The organism is Aquabacterium humicola, from assembly GCF_030167915.1.
Lineage (GTDB): Bacteria > Pseudomonadota > Gammaproteobacteria > Burkholderiales > Burkholderiaceae_C > Pseudaquabacterium > Pseudaquabacterium humicola.
Genome location: NZ_JARGNB010000001.1, coordinates 609,297 through 626,804 on the forward strand (window position 1 = coordinate 609,297; position 17,508 = coordinate 626,804).

The window sequence follows — 17,508 nt, forward strand, 5'->3', positions numbered from 1 at the left end:
TCCTGTGACGCCGGGACTGCGTTGCCGTTGGCCCCACACTGGCGTCGGGGTGATCCGACTGTCGGCTTGCAGGCGACACCGCACGTTGAGGTTTCGCAAACCTGCGCGGTGCTCAGCGCAACTCGGGCACCATCTCGATCGCCCCGCACGGACACTCGGCAACGCACAGCCCGCAGCCCTTGCAGTAGTCGAGCTTGAACTCGAAGCCCTTGCCCGGGCCGAGCTTGGTCACCGCGTTGTCGGGGCAGACGCCATAGCAGTTGTCGCACTCGAAGCAGTTGCCGCACGACAGGCAGCGGCGCGCCTCGAACAGCGCATTGCCCTCGTCGAGCCCGCCCTGCACCTCGTCGAAGCTGGACTGGCGCCGGATCAGGTCGAGCTGCGGGCGCACGGTCTGCGGGGCGTCGGCGTAGTACCAGGTGTTCAGCAGCTCGAAGCGGGCCAGCGCGGGCTTGGGTGCCGGTTCCAGCTCGGCGCCGCGCAGCCACGCATCGATGTGGCGCGCGGCCTTCTTGCCGTGGCCGATGGCCACGGTGACGTTGCGCTCGGCCGGCACCATGTCGCCGCCGGCGAAGATGCCGGGGTGGCCGGTCATCATGCGCTGGTCGACCTGCACCACGCCGTCGTCGATGGCGAGACCGGGCACGCCGTGCAGCAGCGACAGGTCGACGTCCTGGCCCAGCGCCAGCACCAGCGCATCGGCTTCGAGCGTCTCGAGCTCGCCGGTCGGCTGCGGGAAGCCGCTGGCGTCGAGCACCATGCGCTCGACGGTGATGCTGTGGTCGCCGGCCTCGCGGATCGTCGACAGCCACTTGACCGTCACGCCTTCCTCGAGTGCCTCCTCGAGCTCGAAGTCGTGCGCGGGCATCTTCTCGCGCGTGCGGCGGTAGACGATGAGCGCCTCGGTGGCGCCGAGCCGGCGCGCGGTGCGCGCGACGTCGATCGCGGTATTGCCGCCGCCGTAGACGACGACGCGCCGGCCGAGCAGTGGCGGAGCCTCGCCTTCCATCGAGCGCAGCACCGACAGCGCATCCATCACCCGGGCCGAATCGCCGGCCGGGATGAAGGCGCGCCGGGCGATGTGCGCGCCGACGGCGAGGAAGGCGGCGTCGAAGCCGCCCTCTTGCATCGTGTCGAGGATGCGCTCGACCTTGCGGCCGAGCTCGATGCGCACGCCCAGCGCGGCGATGCGCTGCACCTCGGCATCGAGCACGTCGCGCGGCAGGCGGTACTTCGGAATGCCGAAGCGCATCATGCCGCCGGGGCGCGGGCCCGCCTCGTGGATCGTCACCGCATGGCCGAGCCGCGCCAGGTGGTAGGCCGCGGACAGCCCCGACGGCCCGGCGCCGACGATCAGCACGCGCCGACCGCTGGGCGGCGGCGGGGCATCGAAGGCCCAGCCGCGGCGAATCGCCTCATCGCCGAGGAAACGCTCGACGGCGTTGATGCCCACCGGTGCGTCGAGCCGGCCGCGGTTGCACTGGCTTTCGCAGGTGTGATAACAAACGCGGCCCATGATCGCCGGGAACGGGTTGTCCCGTACCAGCCGGCGCCAGGCGGCTTCGTAGCGGCCGGCCTCGGCTTCGTAGAGCCAGCCCTGGATGTCCTCGCCGGCGGGGCATTCCTGGTTGCATGGCGGCATGCGGTGCACATAGACCGGCCGCTCGGTGCGCCACGAGCCGGTGTGATTGGCCAGCGACGAGCCGACATCCAGCGTGATCGCGAACGGCTTGGGTGCGCTCATGCCACTGCTCCTGCCGCGTCCATCTGGTGATAGCGGCGGATGTTGCGATCGGCCAGCGCCTGCAGCCGTTCCAGCGTCTGGACATCGGGCTGCGCGCCGAACAGGTGGGCGAAGCGCTTCTGCGGCTTCAGGTAGGCCTCGACCGGCACCTGGCGCCGGATCTTCGAGCTGCCGGTCAGCTCGCCGTTCATCGCCTCGAACACCGGGAACAACCCGCTCTCGTGCGCCAGGCGCGCCAGCCGGATCGTTTCCTGCGAAGGCGCGCCCCAGCCGAGCGGGCAGGGCACGAGGATGTGGATGTAGCGCGCGCCGCGCAGGGCCATCGCGCTGCGCACCTTGCGTTCGAGGTCGTGCAGCTCGGCCACCGTGGCGGTGGCGACGTACGGTATCTCGTGCGCCATGGCGATGCGAGGCAGGAACTTGCCCTGGCCGAAGTTGTTGCCGGGCCGCTCTCCGACGGCCGGGGTCGTCGCGGTGCGCGCAGCCATCGGCGTGGCCGACGAGCGCTGCACGCCGGTGTTCATGTAGGCCTCGTTGTCGTAGCAGATGTAGAGCACGTCGTCGTTGCGCTCGAACATGCCGGACAGGCAGCCGAGGCCGATGTCGGTGGTGCCGCCGTCGCCGCCCTGGGCCACCACGCGCACGTCGTCGCGCCCCTGCACCCGCAGCGCCGCCGCGATGCCGGTGGCCACCGCCGCGACGTTGCCGAACAGCGAATGGATCCACGGGATCTGCCAGGAGGTCTCGGGGTAGGGCGTCGAGAACACTTCGAGGCAGCCGGTGGCATTGGCGGCGATCAGCCGGCCCCCGGCGGCGCGCATCGCCGCATCGATGGCGTAGCGCGCGCCCAGCGCTTCGCCGCAGCCCTGGCAGGCGCGGTGGCCGGAGTTCAGCGCGTTGCTGCGCTCGGGCGAGGCCTGCTCGCTGCGCTGCTGCGGCGACAGCAGCCGATTGCCGACCGTGAACGTGCCGGTCTGGTAGAACTTGATCGCTTCCATGGTGTCATCCGATGCGCGAGGCCACCGTGCCGATGTCGCGCAGCACGCCCTCGGCGATGGGGCCGGAACGACGGGTGGCGCGCTCGCGCGCCAGCACGCGCTCGACGAGCTCGTGGTCGAGGTCGAGGAAGGTCAGCGGCTCGAGCCGGTCGGCCATCGCATCGAGCAGCAGGCGCTGCAGCGAGGCCTGCGTGATGGCGCGGCCGCCCAGGCCCGCCACCACCGCCAGCACCGGCAGCGGGTGCTCGCGCAAGGCCATGCGCACATCGCGCGAGACGATGCCGCCGATGCCGACCGCGAAGCACTTCTCGATCACGACGACGCGCCGGGCCTGCGCCAGCGCTGCCTGCAGCGCCGCGATCGGGAACGGGCGGAACGAGGTGATGCCGACCGCGCCGATGCGGTGGCCCTGTTCGCGCAGCGCATCGACCGTGTCCTTGATCGTGCCGAGCACCGAGCCGAGCGCGATGACGATGGTCTCGGCATCGTCGTCACGGTAGCGGCTGATCAGGCCGCCGGCGGCGCGGCCGAAGCGGGCGCGGAATTCGGCGGCCACCTGCGGGATCAGGTCCAGCGCCTGCAGCTGCTTCGCGTGCGCCAGGTAGCGCACCTCGGTGAAGGCCTCGGGCCCGACCATCGCGCCGATGCTCACCGGCTCGGCCGGGTCCAGCACCTGGCGCGGCTCGTAGCGCGGCAGGAACGCGTCCACCGTCGCCTGGTCGGGCAGGTCGACGCGCTCGACCGCATGGGTCAGGATGAAGCCGTCCATGCACACCATCACCGGCAGCGACAGCTCCTCGGCGATGCGGAAGGCCTGGATGTGCAGGTCGACCGCATCCTGGTTCGATTCCGCGAACAGCTGGATCCAGCCGGCGTCGCGCATCGCCATGCTGTCGCTGTGATCGTTCCAGATGTTGATCGGCGCGCCGATCGCGCGGTTGGCGATCGTCATCACGATCGGCAGGCCGAGCCCGGAGGCGTTGTAGACCGCCTCGGCCATGAACAGCAGCCCCTGGCTGGCGGTGGCGGTGTAGGCGCGCGCGCCGGTGGCCGATGCGCCGATGGCGACGCTCATCGCCGCGAACTCGGATTCCACGTTGATGAATTCGCAGGGCTGCAGCGCGCCGGTCTTCACCAGCGCGCCCAGGCCCTCGACGATGTGCGTCTGCGGCGAGATCGGGTAGGCGCAGATCACCTCGGGGCGGCAGGCGGCCACCGCCCGCGCGACCGCATGCGAGCCTTCGCATTGTTCAAGCATCGGCGGCCTCCGCGGGTTGCCGTTGCTGCTGCAGGACGAACCGGTGCGCGGCCGTGGCGGCGTTGATGTTGCCCCGGGCCAGGGCACCGCTGAAGCGCGCCTCGATGGCGGCCACCACGTCCGCCAGCAGGATCGGACCGCCCAGCGCCGCGAAGGCGCCCAGCAGCGCGGCATTCGGCAGCGGGCGCCCGACGTGGTCGAGGGCCAGCTCGGTCGCGGGCACCGTCAGCACCCGCTCGGCCCGGAAGCCGGCCGCGAATTCGCCGATGCCCAGCGCCTCCAGGCTGCGTGCGCTGTTGATCAGGATCGTGCCGTCGCGCTGCAGGCCGCTGAAGACGTCGACCTGGTGCAGCAGCGTCGGGTCCTGGATGATCAGCGCGTCGGGCGCGACGATCGGCTCGCGCGTGCGGATCGGCGTGTCGGCTATGCGGCAGAAGGCCACCACCGGCGCGCCCGTTCGTTCGGAGCCGAAGCTGGGAAAGGCCTGTGCATGCCGTCCGCCGACGAACGCGGCGACCGACAGCATCTCGGTTGCGCTGACCACGCCCTGGCCGCCACGGCCATGAATGCGCACCTGGTACATGCTGCCTCCGGCTTCCGTGCAGATGCGCATGCTGGAGCGTTGGCGGCGGCGCCGGCTTGCGAACCCTCAATGTCGGTGCTGCACGGGTTGATGGCGATCAACCCCCGCGGACGCCCGCTGCGCGACCATCGCCGCCACATCAGCCCTGATCCGGGAGCCGCGACATGGACGAGAAGGACCTCGAGCGCAGGCAGTGCCTGGGCGTGATCGGCAGCCTGCTGATCGCCGCGGTGGTCGTTGCGCTTGCCGTGTCCGGCGCGCCGGGTGTGGCGCAGCCGGCCGCGCCCGCGGCCGCAGCAGTTCCGACGACGGCGTCGGGGCGCTGACCCACCCGGCGACTCATCCGCCGACCCCGCCGCGATCCCTGGGGCGCCCCCCCGGCGACCCCGCCGCGAACCCTCTGCGTCCCCGTCGCCGACTCCTCCGGCGACCTCACCGGCGATCCCGCCGGCGACGACTCCGCCTGCCCCGTGGCTCTTCGGCCGCCGCCCCGGATGGCCCATCCGGGCGATGTCGCCCGACCCTGCGTTTCCTAAAGTGTGCTGCAACTCGTTCACGCCGCGCCGGGCTTCGTGCCAGATCTGCCCGTGGCTCCGGCGCGTAGACGAATCGACTTTCGAACTTCCAAGGCAGCACACGATGAAACGCTGGATCAAGATCACCCTGGGCACCGTCATTGCGCTGGTCGCCGCCGGCGCCGCCACCGTCGGCATCGCCGAGCACCGCGGCACGACGCTGCAGTCGCGCACCGTCGACATCGCGCGGCGGCCGCTCGCGTTCAGCGACGACGCCGCGACGCTGGAGCGCGGCCGCTATCTCTACCTGTCGCGCGGTTGTGCCGACTGCCACGGCGCGAACGCCGGCGGCCGCACCTTCGTCGACGATCCGAAGAGCGGCCTGAAGCTGGCCGGTCCGAACATCAGCCCGCGGCCGGACGGCGTCGTCGCCCGCTACCGCGGCGAGGACTGGGAACGCGCGCTGCGCCACGGCGTCAAGCCGGACGGCAAGCCGCTGATGGTGATGCCCTCGCAGGACTTCGCGCGCTGGACCGATGGCGACGTGGTCGCCGTCGCCTCCTACCTGCGCTCGGTGCCGGCGGTGGACGGCGGCGCGGCGGTGATCCAGCTGCCGCTGCCGGTGCGCGTGGCCTACGGCCTGGGCGTGATCGAGGATGCCGCGGCGCGCATCGACCACCGCCTGCCGCCGGCCCAGCCGGTGCCGGAGGGCGTCACCGTGCAGCACGGCCAGTACGTCGCACAGAGCTGCATCGGCTGCCACGGCCCCGGGCTGTCGGGCGGCAAGATCACCGGCGCGCCGCCCGACTGGCCGGCCGCCGCGAACCTGACGCCGGGCGAAGGCAGCGCGATGGCCCGCTACGCCAGCGCCGAGCAGTTCCGCCGGATGATGCGCAGCGGCAAGCGGCCCGACGGCAGCGCGATCAGCCCGGTGATGCCCTTCGAGGCGCTGGCACAGATGAACGACGTCGACCTCGACGCCGCCTTCCTCTACCTGAAGTCGGTTCCGCCGCGCGCCGCGGGCGGGCACTGAAGGCGGCGCGATCCGTCCGGCCCACGGAACTGCGGCGCGGCGGCGATCATCGGACCCTCATCCGCCGATTCCCGGAGTGCCGCCATGCACCGTCTCGTCGTCGCGACCACCTTACTCGTCCTGCTCGCCGGCTGCGCCGTGCCGTTCCGCGCCGGCCAGACCGAAAGCGAGCTCGCTGCCGCCGCCGGCCGCCCGACCGGCCGCTATGCGATGCCCGACGGCACCACCCGGCTCGAGTACGCGACCGGACCGATGGGCCGCATGACCTGGATGGTCGACCTCGACAGCCAGGGCCGCGTGCTGCGCTGGGACCAGGTGCTCGACGAGGCGCACTTCGCGGCCATCACCGACGGCATGCCGCGTGACGTGCTGCTGCGCACGATCGGCCGGCCGGCCCACCGCGCCGGCGAGTGGATGAACCGAGAGACCTGGTCGTGGCGCTACCCGACCAACGACTGCCTGTGGTTCCGCGTCACGCTGTCGCCCGAGGGCAAGGTGATCAGCGGCGGCGGCTACATGCCCGACCCGATGTGCGACGCCCCGTCGCGCGACCGCGAGTGAAGCGGCGCGCCGGTCGGCCGTGATCGGCCGCGATACTTGCCGGGATGAGCATCACCCTCTACGGCATTCCGAACTGCGATACCGTCAAGCGCGCCCGCGCCTGGTTCGCCGAGCACCGCATCGACGTGGCCTTCCATGACTACAAGAAGGCCGGCGTGCCGGCCGACCGGCTCGATGCCTGGATGCTTGCGCACGGCTGGGAGCGCCTGCTGAACCGCCAGGGCACCACCTGGCGCAAGCTCGATGACGCCACGCGCGCGGGGGTGACCGACGCGGCCAGCGCGAAGGCCTTGATGCTGGCGCAGCCCAGCGTGATCAAGCGGCCGGTGGTCGAGTGGCGCGGCGGCGCGTCGAGCGTCGGCTTCGACGCCGCCGAGTTCGAACGGCACGCCGCGCGCTGACCGGCGCGCCGCGCAGGCGGCCACGCCGGCGTCTTCCGCTCGCGCGTCGAGACGCTGGCCCCACCGCTGCCGGCAACGGCTGCTGCGCCCCCCGCGTTCGCGGGGGTCAAGCTTCCCCGCGACCCCGCCGATATCCCGATGTCGGCCGAGGGGGCCGAGGTGAGGAGTCTTCCCGATGATCCGTTCGATGATGGCCGCGCTGGCGGCCGCGCTGAGCCTCGTCGCGCTCGCGCCGGCCGAGGCCAGCGTGATCACGATGCACACGCGCCACTCCGACGCTGCGGCGCCGAACCTCGGCAGCGATGCGGCGAATGCCGAGTACTACCGGGCGCTGCTGGAGTCGGCGATCGCCGTCGCGCCCACCGCCGGCTATTGCGACGCGTCGCCGCTGGCCTACGCCGGCCTGGCGAACCACGTGCAGTGCGGCGGTGGCGTGCAGGAACTGGCCTTCGCCTTTGTCGTCGACTTCCACACCAGCGGCGGCCAGGGCGATGACTTCGGTCTGCGCATCGGCCCGGATTTCGGCCGCGGCGGCGCGCTGTTCCTCGACGGCCAGCTGCTGGCCGTGCGCACCAGCGACATGTGGTGGGCCGGCAGCTTCGGCCAGCCCGCGCAGATCTTCCAGGCCCTGGGGCTGGACCTCGACGACGGCGCCCACCGGCTGGTGGCCTACGGCCTCGAAGGCTGCTGCGACGGCGCGCAGCAAGGGGAGTTCCGGCTCGGCGCCAGCGGCGCCTGGACGGTGTTCTCGACCAGCGACGCGCTGCAGCGGCCCGCGGTGGCCGTGCCGGAGCCGGGCAGCCTCGCGCTGCTGGCCGCGGCCCTCGCGGCGCTGGCCTGGCGGCCTCTGCGTCGCCGGTTCGACCGGCAACTCGATCGCACGTTGCACGCGCGACAGCGCTGAAGGCCGCGCGCGGCTCAGAATCGGCCTCGTCGGGCATGTTCGCCCGAGGAGACCGATTCCCCATGAACGACCGCGTCCGCATCACCTTCACCGAGCCCGGCATCGCCGAGGTCTGCCTGACCCGCGGCGACAAGATGAACGCGCTCGACTTCGAGATGTTCGACGCGCTCGCCGGCGCGATCGACACGCTGCGCGACACGCCCGGCCTGCGCGTCGTCGTGCTGCATGGCGAGGGCCGCGCCTTCTGCGCCGGCCTGGACATGCAGCGCATGAGCCGCATCGGCGCCGGCGAGCCCGGCGGCACGCGCGACCTGCGCGCCCGCACGCACGGCCCGATGAACTCGGCGCAGTACATCGGCGGCGGCTGGCGCGAATTGCCGGTGCCGGTGATCGCCGCGGTGCACGGCGTGGCCTTCGGCGGCGGCCTGCAGGTGGCGCTGGGCGCCGACCTGCGCTACATCGACGCGGCGACCAAGCTGTCGGTGATGGAGATCAAGTGGGGCCTGGTGCCCGACATGGCCGGCATCGTGCTGATGCGCCATCTGCTGCGCGACGACGTCGTGCGCGAGCTGACCTTCAGCGGCCGGGTCGTGGTCGGCGAGGAAGCGGTGACGCTGGGCCTCGCGACGCGCGTGTGCGCCGATCCGCTGGCCGATGCCCGCGCGCTGGCCGCCGAGCTGGCGCAGCGCAGCCCCGATGCGCTGCGCGCCGCGAAGCGCCTGCTGAACGCGGCCGCGCGCGGCGATTCGGACGCGGCGCTGTTCCAGGCCGAGTCCGACGAGCAGGTGGCGTTGATGGGCGCGCCGAACCAGATGGAGGCGGTGCGCGCCAACCTGGAGCAGCGCGCGCCGCAGTTCAAGGCCTGACGGACCCCCGATGCGCACCGACGCCGCCCTGGAGTTGCTGCTGCGCGAGCGCCTGGCGGCCTGGCCGCGGCAGGCGATCGATGCGCCGGACCTGCGGCGCGCCGCGGTGGCGATCGTCGTGCTCGACGAAGGCGAGGGCGCGCAGCTGCCCGGGGTGACCGAGCCGGCCGGCTGGAGCGATGCGCCGGCGCTGCTGGTGACCTTGCGCGCCACTTCGCTGCGCCAGCACGGCGGCCAGTTCGCGTTCCCGGGCGGGCGCATCGACGAGGGCGAGACGCCCGATGCCGCGGCGCTGCGCGAGCTCGACGAGGAGGTCGCGCTGCACCTGCCCGAAGCCGCGATCCTCGGCCGGCTCGATGACTACGAAACCCGCTCCGGTTATGCGATCACGCCGGTGGTCGTCTGGGGCGGCGCGGTGCGCACGCTGCGGGCCAATCCCGACGAGGTGGCCAGCCTGCACCGCATTCCTATCGCCGAATTGCAGCGGCCGGACGCCCCGCTGCTGACGCAGGAGGCCCCGGACGAGCCGCCGGTGCTGCGCATGCCGATCGGCGACGGCTGGATCGCCGCGCCGACCGCCGCGCTGCTGTACCAGTTCCGGGAAGTCTGCATCGAAGGCCGCGCGATGCGCGTCGCGCACTTCGGGCAGCCGCGTTTCGCGTGGCGCTGAACGGCCGACGACAGCTGGCCGAACGGCCGGCAACAGCCGATGCGGCCGGTCGCGAATGCAGCAGCGCTCCGGCGCTACAGTCGGCGCTCCGATGAGCCCGCGCGACACCGCCTCCCCGTCGAGCACCGCGTCGCCGTCCGTCTGGCGCACCCTGCACCACGCCGTGTTCCGCGGCATGTGGTTCGCGAGCGCCGCGTACTTCATCGGCAACGCGATGCAGGGCATGGCGGCGGCGTGGTTCATGGTCGAGCGCACCGATTCGACCTTCCTCGTCGCCTCGGTGCAGACCGCGGTGTTCCTGCCGATGTTCGTGCTGGCGCTGCCGGCCGGGGTGCTGGCCGATACCACCGACCGGCGCCGCCTGATCCTGCTGGCGCTGTACACGCAGGCGGCCTCGGTGGCGCTGCTGGCGCTGCTGGTGCTGACCGGCTGGGCCGGGCCGGCGACCATCCTCTTCTTCACCGCCCTGATCGGCTGCTGCACCGCGATGATGTCGCCGGCGTGGAACTCCACCGTCGGCGAGATCCTGCCGCGCGAGGAGCTGCCGCAGGCCATCGTGGCGATGAGCATCGCCTACAACGCGGCACGCGCGCTGGGGCCGGCGCTGGCCGGCGTGGTGTTCGCGTTCGCCGGCGGCGCCTCGGTGTTCGGCCTCGCGCTGCTGGGCACCGCGGCGATGGCGCTGGCGATCCGCCGCTGGCCGCCGCGCGCGCACCCGCCGAGCCGGCTGCCGGCCGAACGCCTGTGGGGCGGCACGCTGGCGGGGCTGCGCTATGCGCGCCATTCGCAGACCATCCTGGCGCAGCTGGTGCGCACAGCCGCCTATGGCGCGTCCGGCTCGGCGCTGTGGGCCCTGCTGCCGGTGATCGGCCAGCAGCGGCTCGGGCTGGGCGCCGAAGGCTTCGGCCTCCTGATGGGCTGCCTGGGCGCCGGCGCGGTCGCCGTCGGCCTGGTGATCGGCCCGCTGCGCCACAAGGTGGGCCTGGAGCGCCTCGTCGGGACGAGCTGCGTGATCTTCGCCGCGGTGATGCTGGTGGCCGCGTTCTCGCGCTGGGCGCTGCCGGTGTACATCGCGCTGGTGGCCGCCGGTGCGGCGTGGATGGCGGTGATGTCGACCTTCAACACCGCGACGCAGACCAGCGCGCCGCCGTGGGTGCGCTCGCGAGCGACCGCGATGCACGTGCTCAGCGCGCTCGGCTCGTTCGCGATCGGCTCGGCCTTCTGGGGCATCGTCGCCGGCGTGTTCGGGCTGCAGGCGGCGCTGTGCATCGCCGCGGCGCTGATGTTCGCCGGGCTGCTGCTGGTGAAGCCCTTCCCGTTGCGCATGGGAGCCGCGTCCGAGGTGACGCAGGCGCCGCACGTGCCCTTCGAGGACCTGCTGGTCGCCGACGAGCCTGACCCGGAGGCCGGCCCGGTGGCGGTGGAACTCGGCTACCGCATCCGCCCGGTCGACACCGCCGAGTTCCTCGACACCGTCGCGCTGCTGCGCGCGCCGCGCCAGCGCGACGGCGCCACCTTCTGGCGCCTGTACAAGGACCTCGGCGACCCGTCGCGCTACGTCGAGCGCTTCATCGTCACCTCGTGGGCCGACTACCTGCACCAGCGCGCCCGCGCGACGCTGGCCGACCAGGCGCTGGAAGCGCGCGTGCGCGCCTTCGTGATCGACGGCGAGACGGTGTCGATGCAGCACTACATCGCCGAACGCTGATCGCCGCGAGCGGCCCGGCGACCGGTCCGAGACCGGCGCGTGGGGGCTTCTGTCGCGACCTATCATCGTCGTCCCACAAGACAACCTCAGGGAACAACGATGTCCTCCGCATTGCAGTCCCCCTATCGGGAAGTGCGCCGCCACGAGCTGCGCAAGAACCGCATGCTGATGGTCGACGGCAACCTCGTCGTCAACCAGCGCATGAGCGAAGGCGGCCTGTCCAGCCGCGTCTACGACGGCGGCTACTGGGGCTTCGCGTCGGCGCCCGGCGGCGATGCCGCCGAGCTGGAGCAGCAGGCGCTGCGCAACGCGCGCGCGATGGCCCGCTTCGGCGCCCGCCAGCCGCACGCGCTGCCCGGCGGCGCCTACCGCGGCGAGCACCGCTATGCCGGCAAGCCCGCGATGAGCGCCGGCGACTGCAGCGACCGGCTGGCCGCGCTGCATGCGCACTGCAAGCAGCGCTACCCGGGCCTGAAGTCCACGCGCTTCGTGCTGCTCGAGGAAGAACACGTCAAGCGCCTGACCACCAGCGTCGGCGGCGAATCGCTGGCATCGATCCAGCGTGCGCTGTGCTACCTGACGCTGATCGGCGAGGACGAGCAGGGCACGCCGATCGAGGTCTTCGAGCCGCTGTCGTGCAAGGGCAGCCTGGCCGAGATCGACTTCACCGTCGACGCGCTCGCGCCGCTGCTGGACAGGATGCACGGCCACCTGCAGGCCAAGCGCCATGCGGTGCAGGCCGAAGGCGGGCTGCACACGGTGGTGATGGCGCCCAAGCTCGCCGGCATGCTGGCGCACGAGGCGATGGGCCATCCCTGCGAGGCCGACATCGTGCTCGGCGGCGCGATCACCGGCGACCTGGTCGGCCAGCGTGTCGCGAGCGACCTGGTGTCGATGGTCGATTTCGCGCACAGCGTCGACGGTGCCGAGGCCATGGTGCCGGTCTACGTCGACGACGAAGGCACGCCGGCACGCGACGCCGTGCTGATCGAGCGCGGCATCCTCAAGGGCTTCATGAGCAGCCGCGAGACCGCCGCCAGGCTCGGCATCGAGGCGACCGGCAGCGCGCGCGCCTTCGGCCCGAACGACGAGCCGCTGGTGCGCATGCGCAACACGGCGATCCTGCCCGGACGGGACAAGTACGAGGACATGATCGCCGGCGTCGAGCGCGGCTACCTGCTGCTGAACACCGCCAACGGCCAGGCCGACTCGACGACCGAGTTCATGTTCGGCATCACGCTGGCCTACGAGATCCGCGACGGGCGGATCGGCCGCGCGGTGCGCGACACCACGCTGTCGGGCAGCGCGATCAAGGTGCTGCAGAGCGTCGACGCGGTGTCCGACGACATGTACTGGGACTGCTCGGGCTACTGCGGCAAGAAGCAGACGATGGTCGTCTCGATGGGTGGCCCGGCGCTGCGCGCGCAGGCCCACCTCGGAGGGCAGTGACGATGGCCGCGACCATGAGCCTGCACGACCAGGCCGAACAGGCGCTGGCGCTGATGAAGGCCGCCGGCTTCGACGCCGCGCGCGCCGAGGCGAGCCGGCTCTCCGGCACCGAGCTGAACCTCGCGCACAACGAGCCCAGCCTGCTGCGCAGCACGACGGTGGACAAGCTGGCGCTGGCCGGCATCGTCGACGGCCGCATGGCGGCGACGGAGCTGAGCGACCTGTCCGACGACGCGGTGCGCAGCGCGGTTAGCGCGCTGTTCGCCGACGCCCGCACCGCGCCGCAGGACGATGCGAACGCCCTGACCGCCGGCCAGCATGCCGACCTGCTGCAGGGCCCGCAGGAGGCCGACGAAGCGCGGCTGGCCGACAAGGTGGCCGAGCTGCTGCACTTCCGTGAGACCGAGACGCCGGCGATGATGCTCGAGGAAGGCTTCGTCTCGCACCAGCGGCTCGAATCGAAGCTGCTGAGCAGCGGCGGCAGCGACATCGGCTGCCGTCTCGGCTGGTACCGCGTCACCGCCTTCGGCACCGCACGCATCGGCCAGCGCGTCAGCTCGTTCAACTACGCCGAAGGCACCACCAACGACCTGCGCGCGGCGCCGGCGCAAGGCTTCGGCGGCATCGAGCCGATGTTGCGCGACACGGTGCGGCAGGTCGACGCGCAGCCGATCGCCTCGAAGTTCGTCGGCGACATCGTGCTGACGCCGCCGGCCGTCGCCAGCCTGCTCGGCTGGCTGCAGGGCCAGCTCTCGGACATGCACCTGATCGCCGGCAGCTCGCTGTACCGCGAACGCCTGGGCCAGGCCGTCGCCGCGCCGCTGCTGTCGCTGAAGAGCCGCTTCGACGCGCCCGGTGTCGCGGCGATCTCGGCCGACGGCCACGTCGCGCCGCCGGTCGAGCTGCTGCGCGACGGTGTGCTGATGAACCTGACGCCCTCGCTCTACGGCAGCCGCAAGACCGGGCTTCGCCAGGTGCCGATCGCCGGCGCGGGCTGGGACGTGCCGGCCGGCACGACACCGCTGGCCGAGCTGCTCGCCGGCGTGCGCCACGGCGCGCTGGTGGGCCGGCTGTCGATGGGCAACCCGGCACCCAACGGCGACTTCTCCGGCGTGATCAAGAACAGCTTCCTGGTCGAGGGCGGCACGGTCGGCCCGGCGCTGCGCGAGGTGATGGTCAGTGGCAACATCGCGCGCATGCTGCTCGACGTGCTGGCGGTCAGCCGCGAGCGCATCGACACCGGCGGCTGGAACCTGCCGTGGCTGCGCATCGGGGGGATGCACTTCTCATGATCGAGATGCGCGCTTCGACCCGCCGCACGCTGTTGCTCGGTGCGCTGCTGGCGCCGGCCGCGGCGCCGGCCGCCCCATGGAGCTTCGGCGGCACGACCCGGGGCTCGGGCACGGTAACGCGCGAAGTGCGCGTCGTCGAGGCCTTCGATACAATGCGCCTGTCCGGCAGCGTGAAGGTCGAGCTGCGCCAAGGCGAGCGCGACGGCATCGAGGTCGAGACCGACGACAACCTCCAGCCGCTGATCGAGGTGGTGCATCGCGGCGCGGCGCTGGACATCGGCCAGCGCGGCAACATCAAGCCGACGACGCTGTCGATCGTGGTCACCGCGCGCCGCATCGATGCGCTGACGGTGTCCGGGGCCGCCGGCCTCGTCGCGCCGGGTCGCTGGAAGGCGGAGAAGCTGCGGCTGGACATCGGCGGCGCCGGCGTGATCAAGTTCAGCGACCTCGCGGTCGAGCAGCTGTCCGTCGATGGCGGCGGCAGCGGCGTGCTGAACCTCGGCGGCAGCGCGGGCGTGCTGCGCGGCGCGCTGGGCGGCGCGTCGACGCTGAGCGCCAAGCGCCTGTCCACCCGCGAGGCCGACCTGCGCATCGGCGGCAGCGCGCAGGCGGTGCTGTGGGTGCGCGAATCGCTGCAGGGCAGCGTCGGGGGCGCCGGCGCCTTGCGCTACTACGGCAAGCCCCGTGCGGACGTCGCGCGCGGCGGCGCCGGCAAGGTCGCGGCGCTGGGGCTGACGCCGCCCCCCTAGACGCCTGCGGCGTCGTCCCCAGGGATCCAGCCGACCGGGGGACCCGGATCGGCTGGGCCGCCCCCCTGAATTCAGAGGCTCAGGTCGAACGCCGCCTCGGCGAGCACCTGGCCGTTGATGCGCAGGTCCACCAGGTGGCGGCCGGCGTGGTAGCGCCGGGTCGTCACGGCTTTCAGCGAATGGCGGCGTTCCAGGCGCCGCTGCTCGCGCGGCGCCAGGTCGATCACCCAGCCCTTGAACACCTTCGGCGTCAGGCGCCCGTCGGCCTTGACGTGGTGCACGGCGTAGTCGATCGCCAGCCGCTGCGGCTTCGCGCTGCGCGAATGCAGGTCGAGCCCCAGCGCCAGCGCGCCGCCGAGGTGCGCGCGACGCGGCGAGACCGACCACGCCACGTCGCCCTTGAACTTCTGGCCCAGCCCCCACGCGGCGAGCGCCGCCGCGTCGCCGCCCTTGATGAGGCCGCGGCTCGCATGCCGAAGCAAGGCGGTGCGATCGGCCGATGCGCCGGGCAGGTGGCGCGACAGCCAGCCGGCGACCAGCGCCGGGTGGTCCTTCGCGATGTCGTTCAGGTGGTTCGCGACGCTGCGCCGCACGTAGGCGCTGCCGTCGTCCTGCAGCGCCTCCAGCAGCGGCAGCGTGGGCGTCGGGTCTTGCACCAGCGGCTGCAGGCGCAGGCCCCAGGGCAGGCGCGGGCGGCTGCCTTCGCTGACCAGGCGGCGCACGTGCGCGCTCGGGTCGTGCACCCAGCGCGCCAGCGTGGGCCAGCAGACGTCCGGATGGCGCAGGATGAAGGGCCGGATCGCGAATTCGGCGGTCGAGCGCTGCGTCATCGCATGCAGCGCGGCGAGGCCGCGTTCGGGGTCGTCGAGCGCGATGCGACTAACCGCCTCGGTGAGCGGCCAGATCGCCCAGCCGCCGAGGCCGGCGTCGCTGGTGCGCTGCGTCGACAGGTCGTCGGCATCGCCGGGGGGACCCAGCGCCGCTTCCATCAGCGCGCAGGCGCGGTCGATGTCGTCGGGCAGGGTGGCGACCAGCGCGTCGGCGATGCGGCGCACGCGGTCCTTCAACTCCAGCGTTTCGAGGCCGTCGAGCGCCGCGGCCTCGAAGTCGCGGCGCGCGAAGCGGCGGTCGGCACGCTGCAGGTGGGTGCCGATGCTGCGCACCAGCGTCGCGTCGATGAAATTCTTGAACGGTTCCATGGTCTCCCGGATTCAGGACGGATCGAACTGCCCGTGGCGGCCGGCGCCCGCGGCAAAACGCGCGGCACCGGCCTGCGCCTCGGCGAAGACCACCGGGTAGCCGCCGGCGCCTTCGCGCTGCAGCGCCTCGGCCAGCGGCAGGTCCCATTGCGCGAAGGCGCTGGCGCGATCGGCGCGCAGGCAGCGCTGCGGGAAGGCGGCGATCTGCCGCGCCAGCGCCTGCGCCTCGGCGAGCGCCTCGCCGTCGGGCACGACGCGGTTCGCCAGGCCCATCGCCAGCGCCTCGTCGGCGGGCACCGGCCGGCCGGTGAGGATCAGGTCGAGCGCGCGGCCCATGCCGATCAGTCGCGGCAGGCGCACCGTGCCGCCGTCGATCAGCGGCACGCCGAAGCGGCGGCAGAAGACGCCGAACACCGCGCTCTTCGCCGCGATGCGCAGGTCGCACATCAGCGCGAGCTCCAGGCCGCCGGCGACGGCATAGCCCTCAACGGCGGCGATCACCGGCTTGGCGAAGTCGATGCGGCTCGGCCCCATCGGGCCCGGGCCGCTGCCGTCGGCCGTCAGCACGTTGGCGCGCGCCGGGTCGGACAGCGACGTGAGGTCGGCGCCGGCGCAGAAGTGGCCGCCGCCACCGGTGAAGACCGCGACGGCGAGCGCGTCGTCGGCCTCGAAGGCCTCGAAGGCCTCGCGCAGCGCCGCGGCGGTGGGGCCGTCGACCGCGTTGCGGCACCCGGGCCGGTGCAGCGTGATGGTGGCCACCGGGCCGTCGCTTTCCAGGCGCACCGGGCGTTCGGAGGGGTCGGACATCGAAGGTCTCCTCGCTGCTAAGCTGCGGACTCTCTCACGAGCCTGTTGTCTCCCAGATGTTCACCGGCATTGTGCAAGGCGTCGCCACCGTCGCCGCGATCACCGACCGCCCGGGGCTGCGCACCCTGGTGCTCCAGATGCCGCCCGGCTTCGACGAAGGCCTCGAGATCGGCGCCAGCGTGGCCTGCGACGGTGTGTGCCTGACGGTCACCGAGCGGCTGGGCGGGAACCGCGCCGCCTTCGACGTGATGCAGCAGAGCCTCGACCTGACGACGCTCGGCCGCTGGACCGTCGGCAGCACGCTGAACGTCGAGCGTGCAGCCCGGGACGGCGCCGAGATCGGCGGCCATCCGCTGTCCGGCCATGTCGACTGCCTGGGGACCCTGGTGGCCATCCGCACGCCCGAGAACAACCGCGTGCTGCGCATCGGCGTGCCGCCGTCGCACATGCGCTATGTCTTCGCGAAGGGCTACATCGCGGTCAACGGCGCGAGCCTAACGGTGGCCGAGGCCAACCGGCGCGAGGGCTGGTTCGAGGTCTGGCTGATCCCCGAGACGCTGCGCATGACCAGCTTCGGCGCCAAGCGCGAGGGCGACGCGCTGAACATCGAGATCGAGCGCAGCACGCAGGTCGTCGTCGACACGGTGCGCGACGCGCTCGAGGAGCGGCTGGGCACGCTGCTGCCGGTGCTGGAAAAGCTGCTCGCCGAACGCGGCCACGAGCTCGCCGAACTGGCCGCGCCCGCCGGCCCGAAGCCCGGGACCTGATCGC

General features: G+C 72.5%; 18 protein-coding genes. 12 read left to right on the plus strand and 6 right to left on the minus strand.

Annotated features, from left to right (window positions below):
- Positions 1-112: 112 nt before the first annotated feature.
- The 4 genes from P1K89_RS02845 to P1K89_RS02860 are packed head-to-tail and all read right to left on the minus strand — an operon-like array spanning position 113 to position 4,583.
- The gene (locus tag P1K89_RS02845) at positions 113-1,744 is read right to left on the minus strand and encodes an NAD(P)-binding protein (protein ID WP_284614843.1); all 1,632 of its coding nucleotides are present in this window, start codon (positions 1,742-1,744) and stop codon (positions 113-115) included.
- Positions 1,741-2,742: a thiamine pyrophosphate-dependent enzyme gene (locus P1K89_RS02850; protein WP_284614844.1), complete on the minus strand. Its 1,002-nt coding sequence runs from the start codon at positions 2,740-2,742 to the stop codon at positions 1,741-1,743. The genes P1K89_RS02845 and P1K89_RS02850 overlap by 4 nt, the downstream gene beginning before the upstream one ends.
- A 4-nt stretch (positions 2,743-2,746) precedes the next feature.
- Complete coding sequence (locus P1K89_RS02855) at positions 2,747-4,000, minus strand: transketolase C-terminal domain-containing protein (RefSeq protein WP_284614845.1); 1,254 nt, start codon at positions 3,998-4,000, stop codon at positions 2,747-2,749.
- Positions 3,993-4,583 carry a 2-oxoacid:acceptor oxidoreductase family protein gene (locus P1K89_RS02860; RefSeq protein ID WP_284616299.1) on the minus strand — a complete coding sequence of 197 codons (591 nt, stop codon included), beginning with the start codon at positions 4,581-4,583 and terminating at the stop codon, positions 3,993-3,995. The genes P1K89_RS02855 and P1K89_RS02860 overlap by 8 nt, the downstream gene beginning before the upstream one ends.
- 164 nt (positions 4,584-4,747) lie before the next feature.
- Between P1K89_RS02860 and P1K89_RS02865 the strand changes: the two genes are divergently transcribed.
- The 11 genes from P1K89_RS02865 to P1K89_RS02915 all read left to right on the plus strand — a co-directional run bounded on the left by P1K89_RS02865 (position 4,748) and on the right by P1K89_RS02915 (position 14,731).
- On the plus strand, positions 4,748-4,909 hold the full coding sequence (locus tag P1K89_RS02865) for a hypothetical protein (RefSeq protein WP_284614846.1): 162 nt from the start codon (positions 4,748-4,750) through the stop codon (positions 4,907-4,909).
- Positions 4,910-5,222: 313 nt separating this feature from the next.
- The gene (locus tag P1K89_RS02870) at positions 5,223-6,131 is read left to right on the plus strand and encodes a c-type cytochrome (RefSeq protein ID WP_284614848.1); all 909 of its coding nucleotides are present in this window, start codon (positions 5,223-5,225) and stop codon (positions 6,129-6,131) included.
- Between the two features lie 84 nt (positions 6,132-6,215).
- Positions 6,216-6,692 (plus strand): hypothetical protein, encoded by a 477-nt coding sequence (locus tag P1K89_RS02875; RefSeq protein ID WP_284614849.1) that lies wholly within the window; start codon positions 6,216-6,218, stop codon positions 6,690-6,692.
- A 44-nt stretch (positions 6,693-6,736) separates the two neighbouring features.
- Positions 6,737-7,093: an ArsC family reductase gene (locus P1K89_RS02880; protein WP_284614850.1), complete on the plus strand. Its 357-nt coding sequence runs from the start codon at positions 6,737-6,739 to the stop codon at positions 7,091-7,093.
- Between the two features lie 175 nt (positions 7,094-7,268).
- Complete coding sequence (locus tag P1K89_RS02885) at positions 7,269-7,997, plus strand: CCXG family PEP-CTERM protein (RefSeq protein ID WP_284614851.1); 729 nt, start codon at positions 7,269-7,271, stop codon at positions 7,995-7,997.
- 62 nt (positions 7,998-8,059) lie between these two features.
- Positions 8,060-8,863, plus strand: a complete 804-nt coding sequence (locus P1K89_RS02890) for a crotonase/enoyl-CoA hydratase family protein (protein ID WP_284614852.1) — start codon at positions 8,060-8,062, stop codon at positions 8,861-8,863.
- 10 nt (positions 8,864-8,873) lie between these two features.
- A complete protein-coding gene (locus P1K89_RS02895) occupies positions 8,874-9,533 on the plus strand; it encodes an NUDIX hydrolase (RefSeq protein ID WP_284614853.1) in 660 nt (219 codons plus the stop codon).
- A gap of 91 nt (positions 9,534-9,624) precedes the next feature.
- Positions 9,625-11,241: an MFS transporter gene (locus P1K89_RS02900; protein WP_284614854.1), complete on the plus strand. Its 1,617-nt coding sequence runs from the start codon at positions 9,625-9,627 to the stop codon at positions 11,239-11,241.
- Between the two features lie 99 nt (positions 11,242-11,340).
- The gene (locus tag P1K89_RS02905; protein ID WP_284614855.1) at positions 11,341-12,690 is read left to right on the plus strand and encodes a TldD/PmbA family protein; all 1,350 of its coding nucleotides are present in this window, start codon (positions 11,341-11,343) and stop codon (positions 12,688-12,690) included.
- Positions 12,691-12,692: 2 nt separating this feature from the next.
- Complete coding sequence (locus P1K89_RS02910) at positions 12,693-13,982, plus strand: metallopeptidase TldD-related protein (protein WP_284614856.1); 1,290 nt, start codon at positions 12,693-12,695, stop codon at positions 13,980-13,982.
- Positions 13,983-13,987: 5 nt separating this feature from the next.
- Positions 13,988-14,731: a head GIN domain-containing protein gene (locus P1K89_RS02915; protein WP_284614857.1), complete on the plus strand. Its 744-nt coding sequence runs from the start codon at positions 13,988-13,990 to the stop codon at positions 14,729-14,731.
- 71 nt (positions 14,732-14,802) lie between these two features.
- Here the strand turns inward: P1K89_RS02915 and P1K89_RS02920 are convergent, their stop codons facing one another.
- A complete protein-coding gene (locus tag P1K89_RS02920) occupies positions 14,803-15,930 on the minus strand; it encodes a DNA alkylation repair protein (protein WP_284614858.1) in 1,128 nt (375 codons plus the stop codon).
- Between the two features lie 12 nt (positions 15,931-15,942).
- Complete coding sequence (locus P1K89_RS02925) at positions 15,943-16,737, minus strand: crotonase/enoyl-CoA hydratase family protein (RefSeq protein WP_284614859.1); 795 nt, start codon at positions 16,735-16,737, stop codon at positions 15,943-15,945.
- A 56-nt stretch (positions 16,738-16,793) separates the two neighbouring features.
- Here P1K89_RS02925 and P1K89_RS02930 point away from each other — a divergent pair, with 56 nt between their 5' ends.
- Entirely contained in the window at positions 16,794-17,504 is a 711-nt protein-coding gene (locus P1K89_RS02930; protein ID WP_284614860.1) for a riboflavin synthase subunit alpha, read from the plus strand.
- The last annotated feature ends 4 nt before the right edge of the window (positions 17,505-17,508 follow it).

Excerpts from the sequence above, each read along its gene's own strand:
- P1K89_RS02845 (WP_284614843.1), bottom strand. The coding sequence starts at position 1,744 with ATGAGCGCACCCAAGCCGTTCGCGATCACGCTGGATGTCGGCTCGTCG.
- P1K89_RS02850 (WP_284614844.1), bottom strand. The coding sequence starts at position 2,742 with ATGGAAGCGATCAAGTTCTACCAGACCGGCACGTTCACGGTCGGCAAT.
- P1K89_RS02855 (WP_284614845.1), bottom strand. The coding sequence starts at position 4,000 with ATGCTTGAACAATGCGAAGGCTCGCATGCGGTCGCGCGGGCGGTGGCC.
- P1K89_RS02860 (WP_284616299.1), bottom strand. The coding sequence starts at position 4,583 with ATGTACCAGGTGCGCATTCATGGCCGTGGCGGCCAGGGCGTGGTCAGC.
- P1K89_RS02865 (WP_284614846.1), top strand. The coding sequence starts at position 4,748 with ATGGACGAGAAGGACCTCGAGCGCAGGCAGTGCCTGGGCGTGATCGGC.
- P1K89_RS02870 (WP_284614848.1), top strand. The coding sequence starts at position 5,223 with ATGAAACGCTGGATCAAGATCACCCTGGGCACCGTCATTGCGCTGGTC.
- P1K89_RS02875 (WP_284614849.1), top strand. The coding sequence starts at position 6,216 with ATGCACCGTCTCGTCGTCGCGACCACCTTACTCGTCCTGCTCGCCGGC.
- P1K89_RS02880 (WP_284614850.1), top strand. The coding sequence starts at position 6,737 with ATGAGCATCACCCTCTACGGCATTCCGAACTGCGATACCGTCAAGCGC.
- P1K89_RS02885 (WP_284614851.1), top strand. The coding sequence starts at position 7,269 with ATGATCCGTTCGATGATGGCCGCGCTGGCGGCCGCGCTGAGCCTCGTC.
- P1K89_RS02890 (WP_284614852.1), top strand. The coding sequence starts at position 8,060 with ATGAACGACCGCGTCCGCATCACCTTCACCGAGCCCGGCATCGCCGAG.
- P1K89_RS02895 (WP_284614853.1), top strand. The coding sequence starts at position 8,874 with ATGCGCACCGACGCCGCCCTGGAGTTGCTGCTGCGCGAGCGCCTGGCG.
- P1K89_RS02900 (WP_284614854.1), top strand. The coding sequence starts at position 9,625 with ATGAGCCCGCGCGACACCGCCTCCCCGTCGAGCACCGCGTCGCCGTCC.
- P1K89_RS02905 (WP_284614855.1), top strand. The coding sequence starts at position 11,341 with ATGTCCTCCGCATTGCAGTCCCCCTATCGGGAAGTGCGCCGCCACGAG.
- P1K89_RS02910 (WP_284614856.1), top strand. The coding sequence starts at position 12,693 with ATGGCCGCGACCATGAGCCTGCACGACCAGGCCGAACAGGCGCTGGCG.
- P1K89_RS02915 (WP_284614857.1), top strand. The coding sequence starts at position 13,988 with ATGCGCGCTTCGACCCGCCGCACGCTGTTGCTCGGTGCGCTGCTGGCG.
- P1K89_RS02920 (WP_284614858.1), bottom strand. The coding sequence starts at position 15,930 with ATGGAACCGTTCAAGAATTTCATCGACGCGACGCTGGTGCGCAGCATC.
- P1K89_RS02925 (WP_284614859.1), bottom strand. The coding sequence starts at position 16,737 with ATGTCCGACCCCTCCGAACGCCCGGTGCGCCTGGAAAGCGACGGCCCG.
- P1K89_RS02930 (WP_284614860.1), top strand. The coding sequence starts at position 16,794 with ATGTTCACCGGCATTGTGCAAGGCGTCGCCACCGTCGCCGCGATCACC.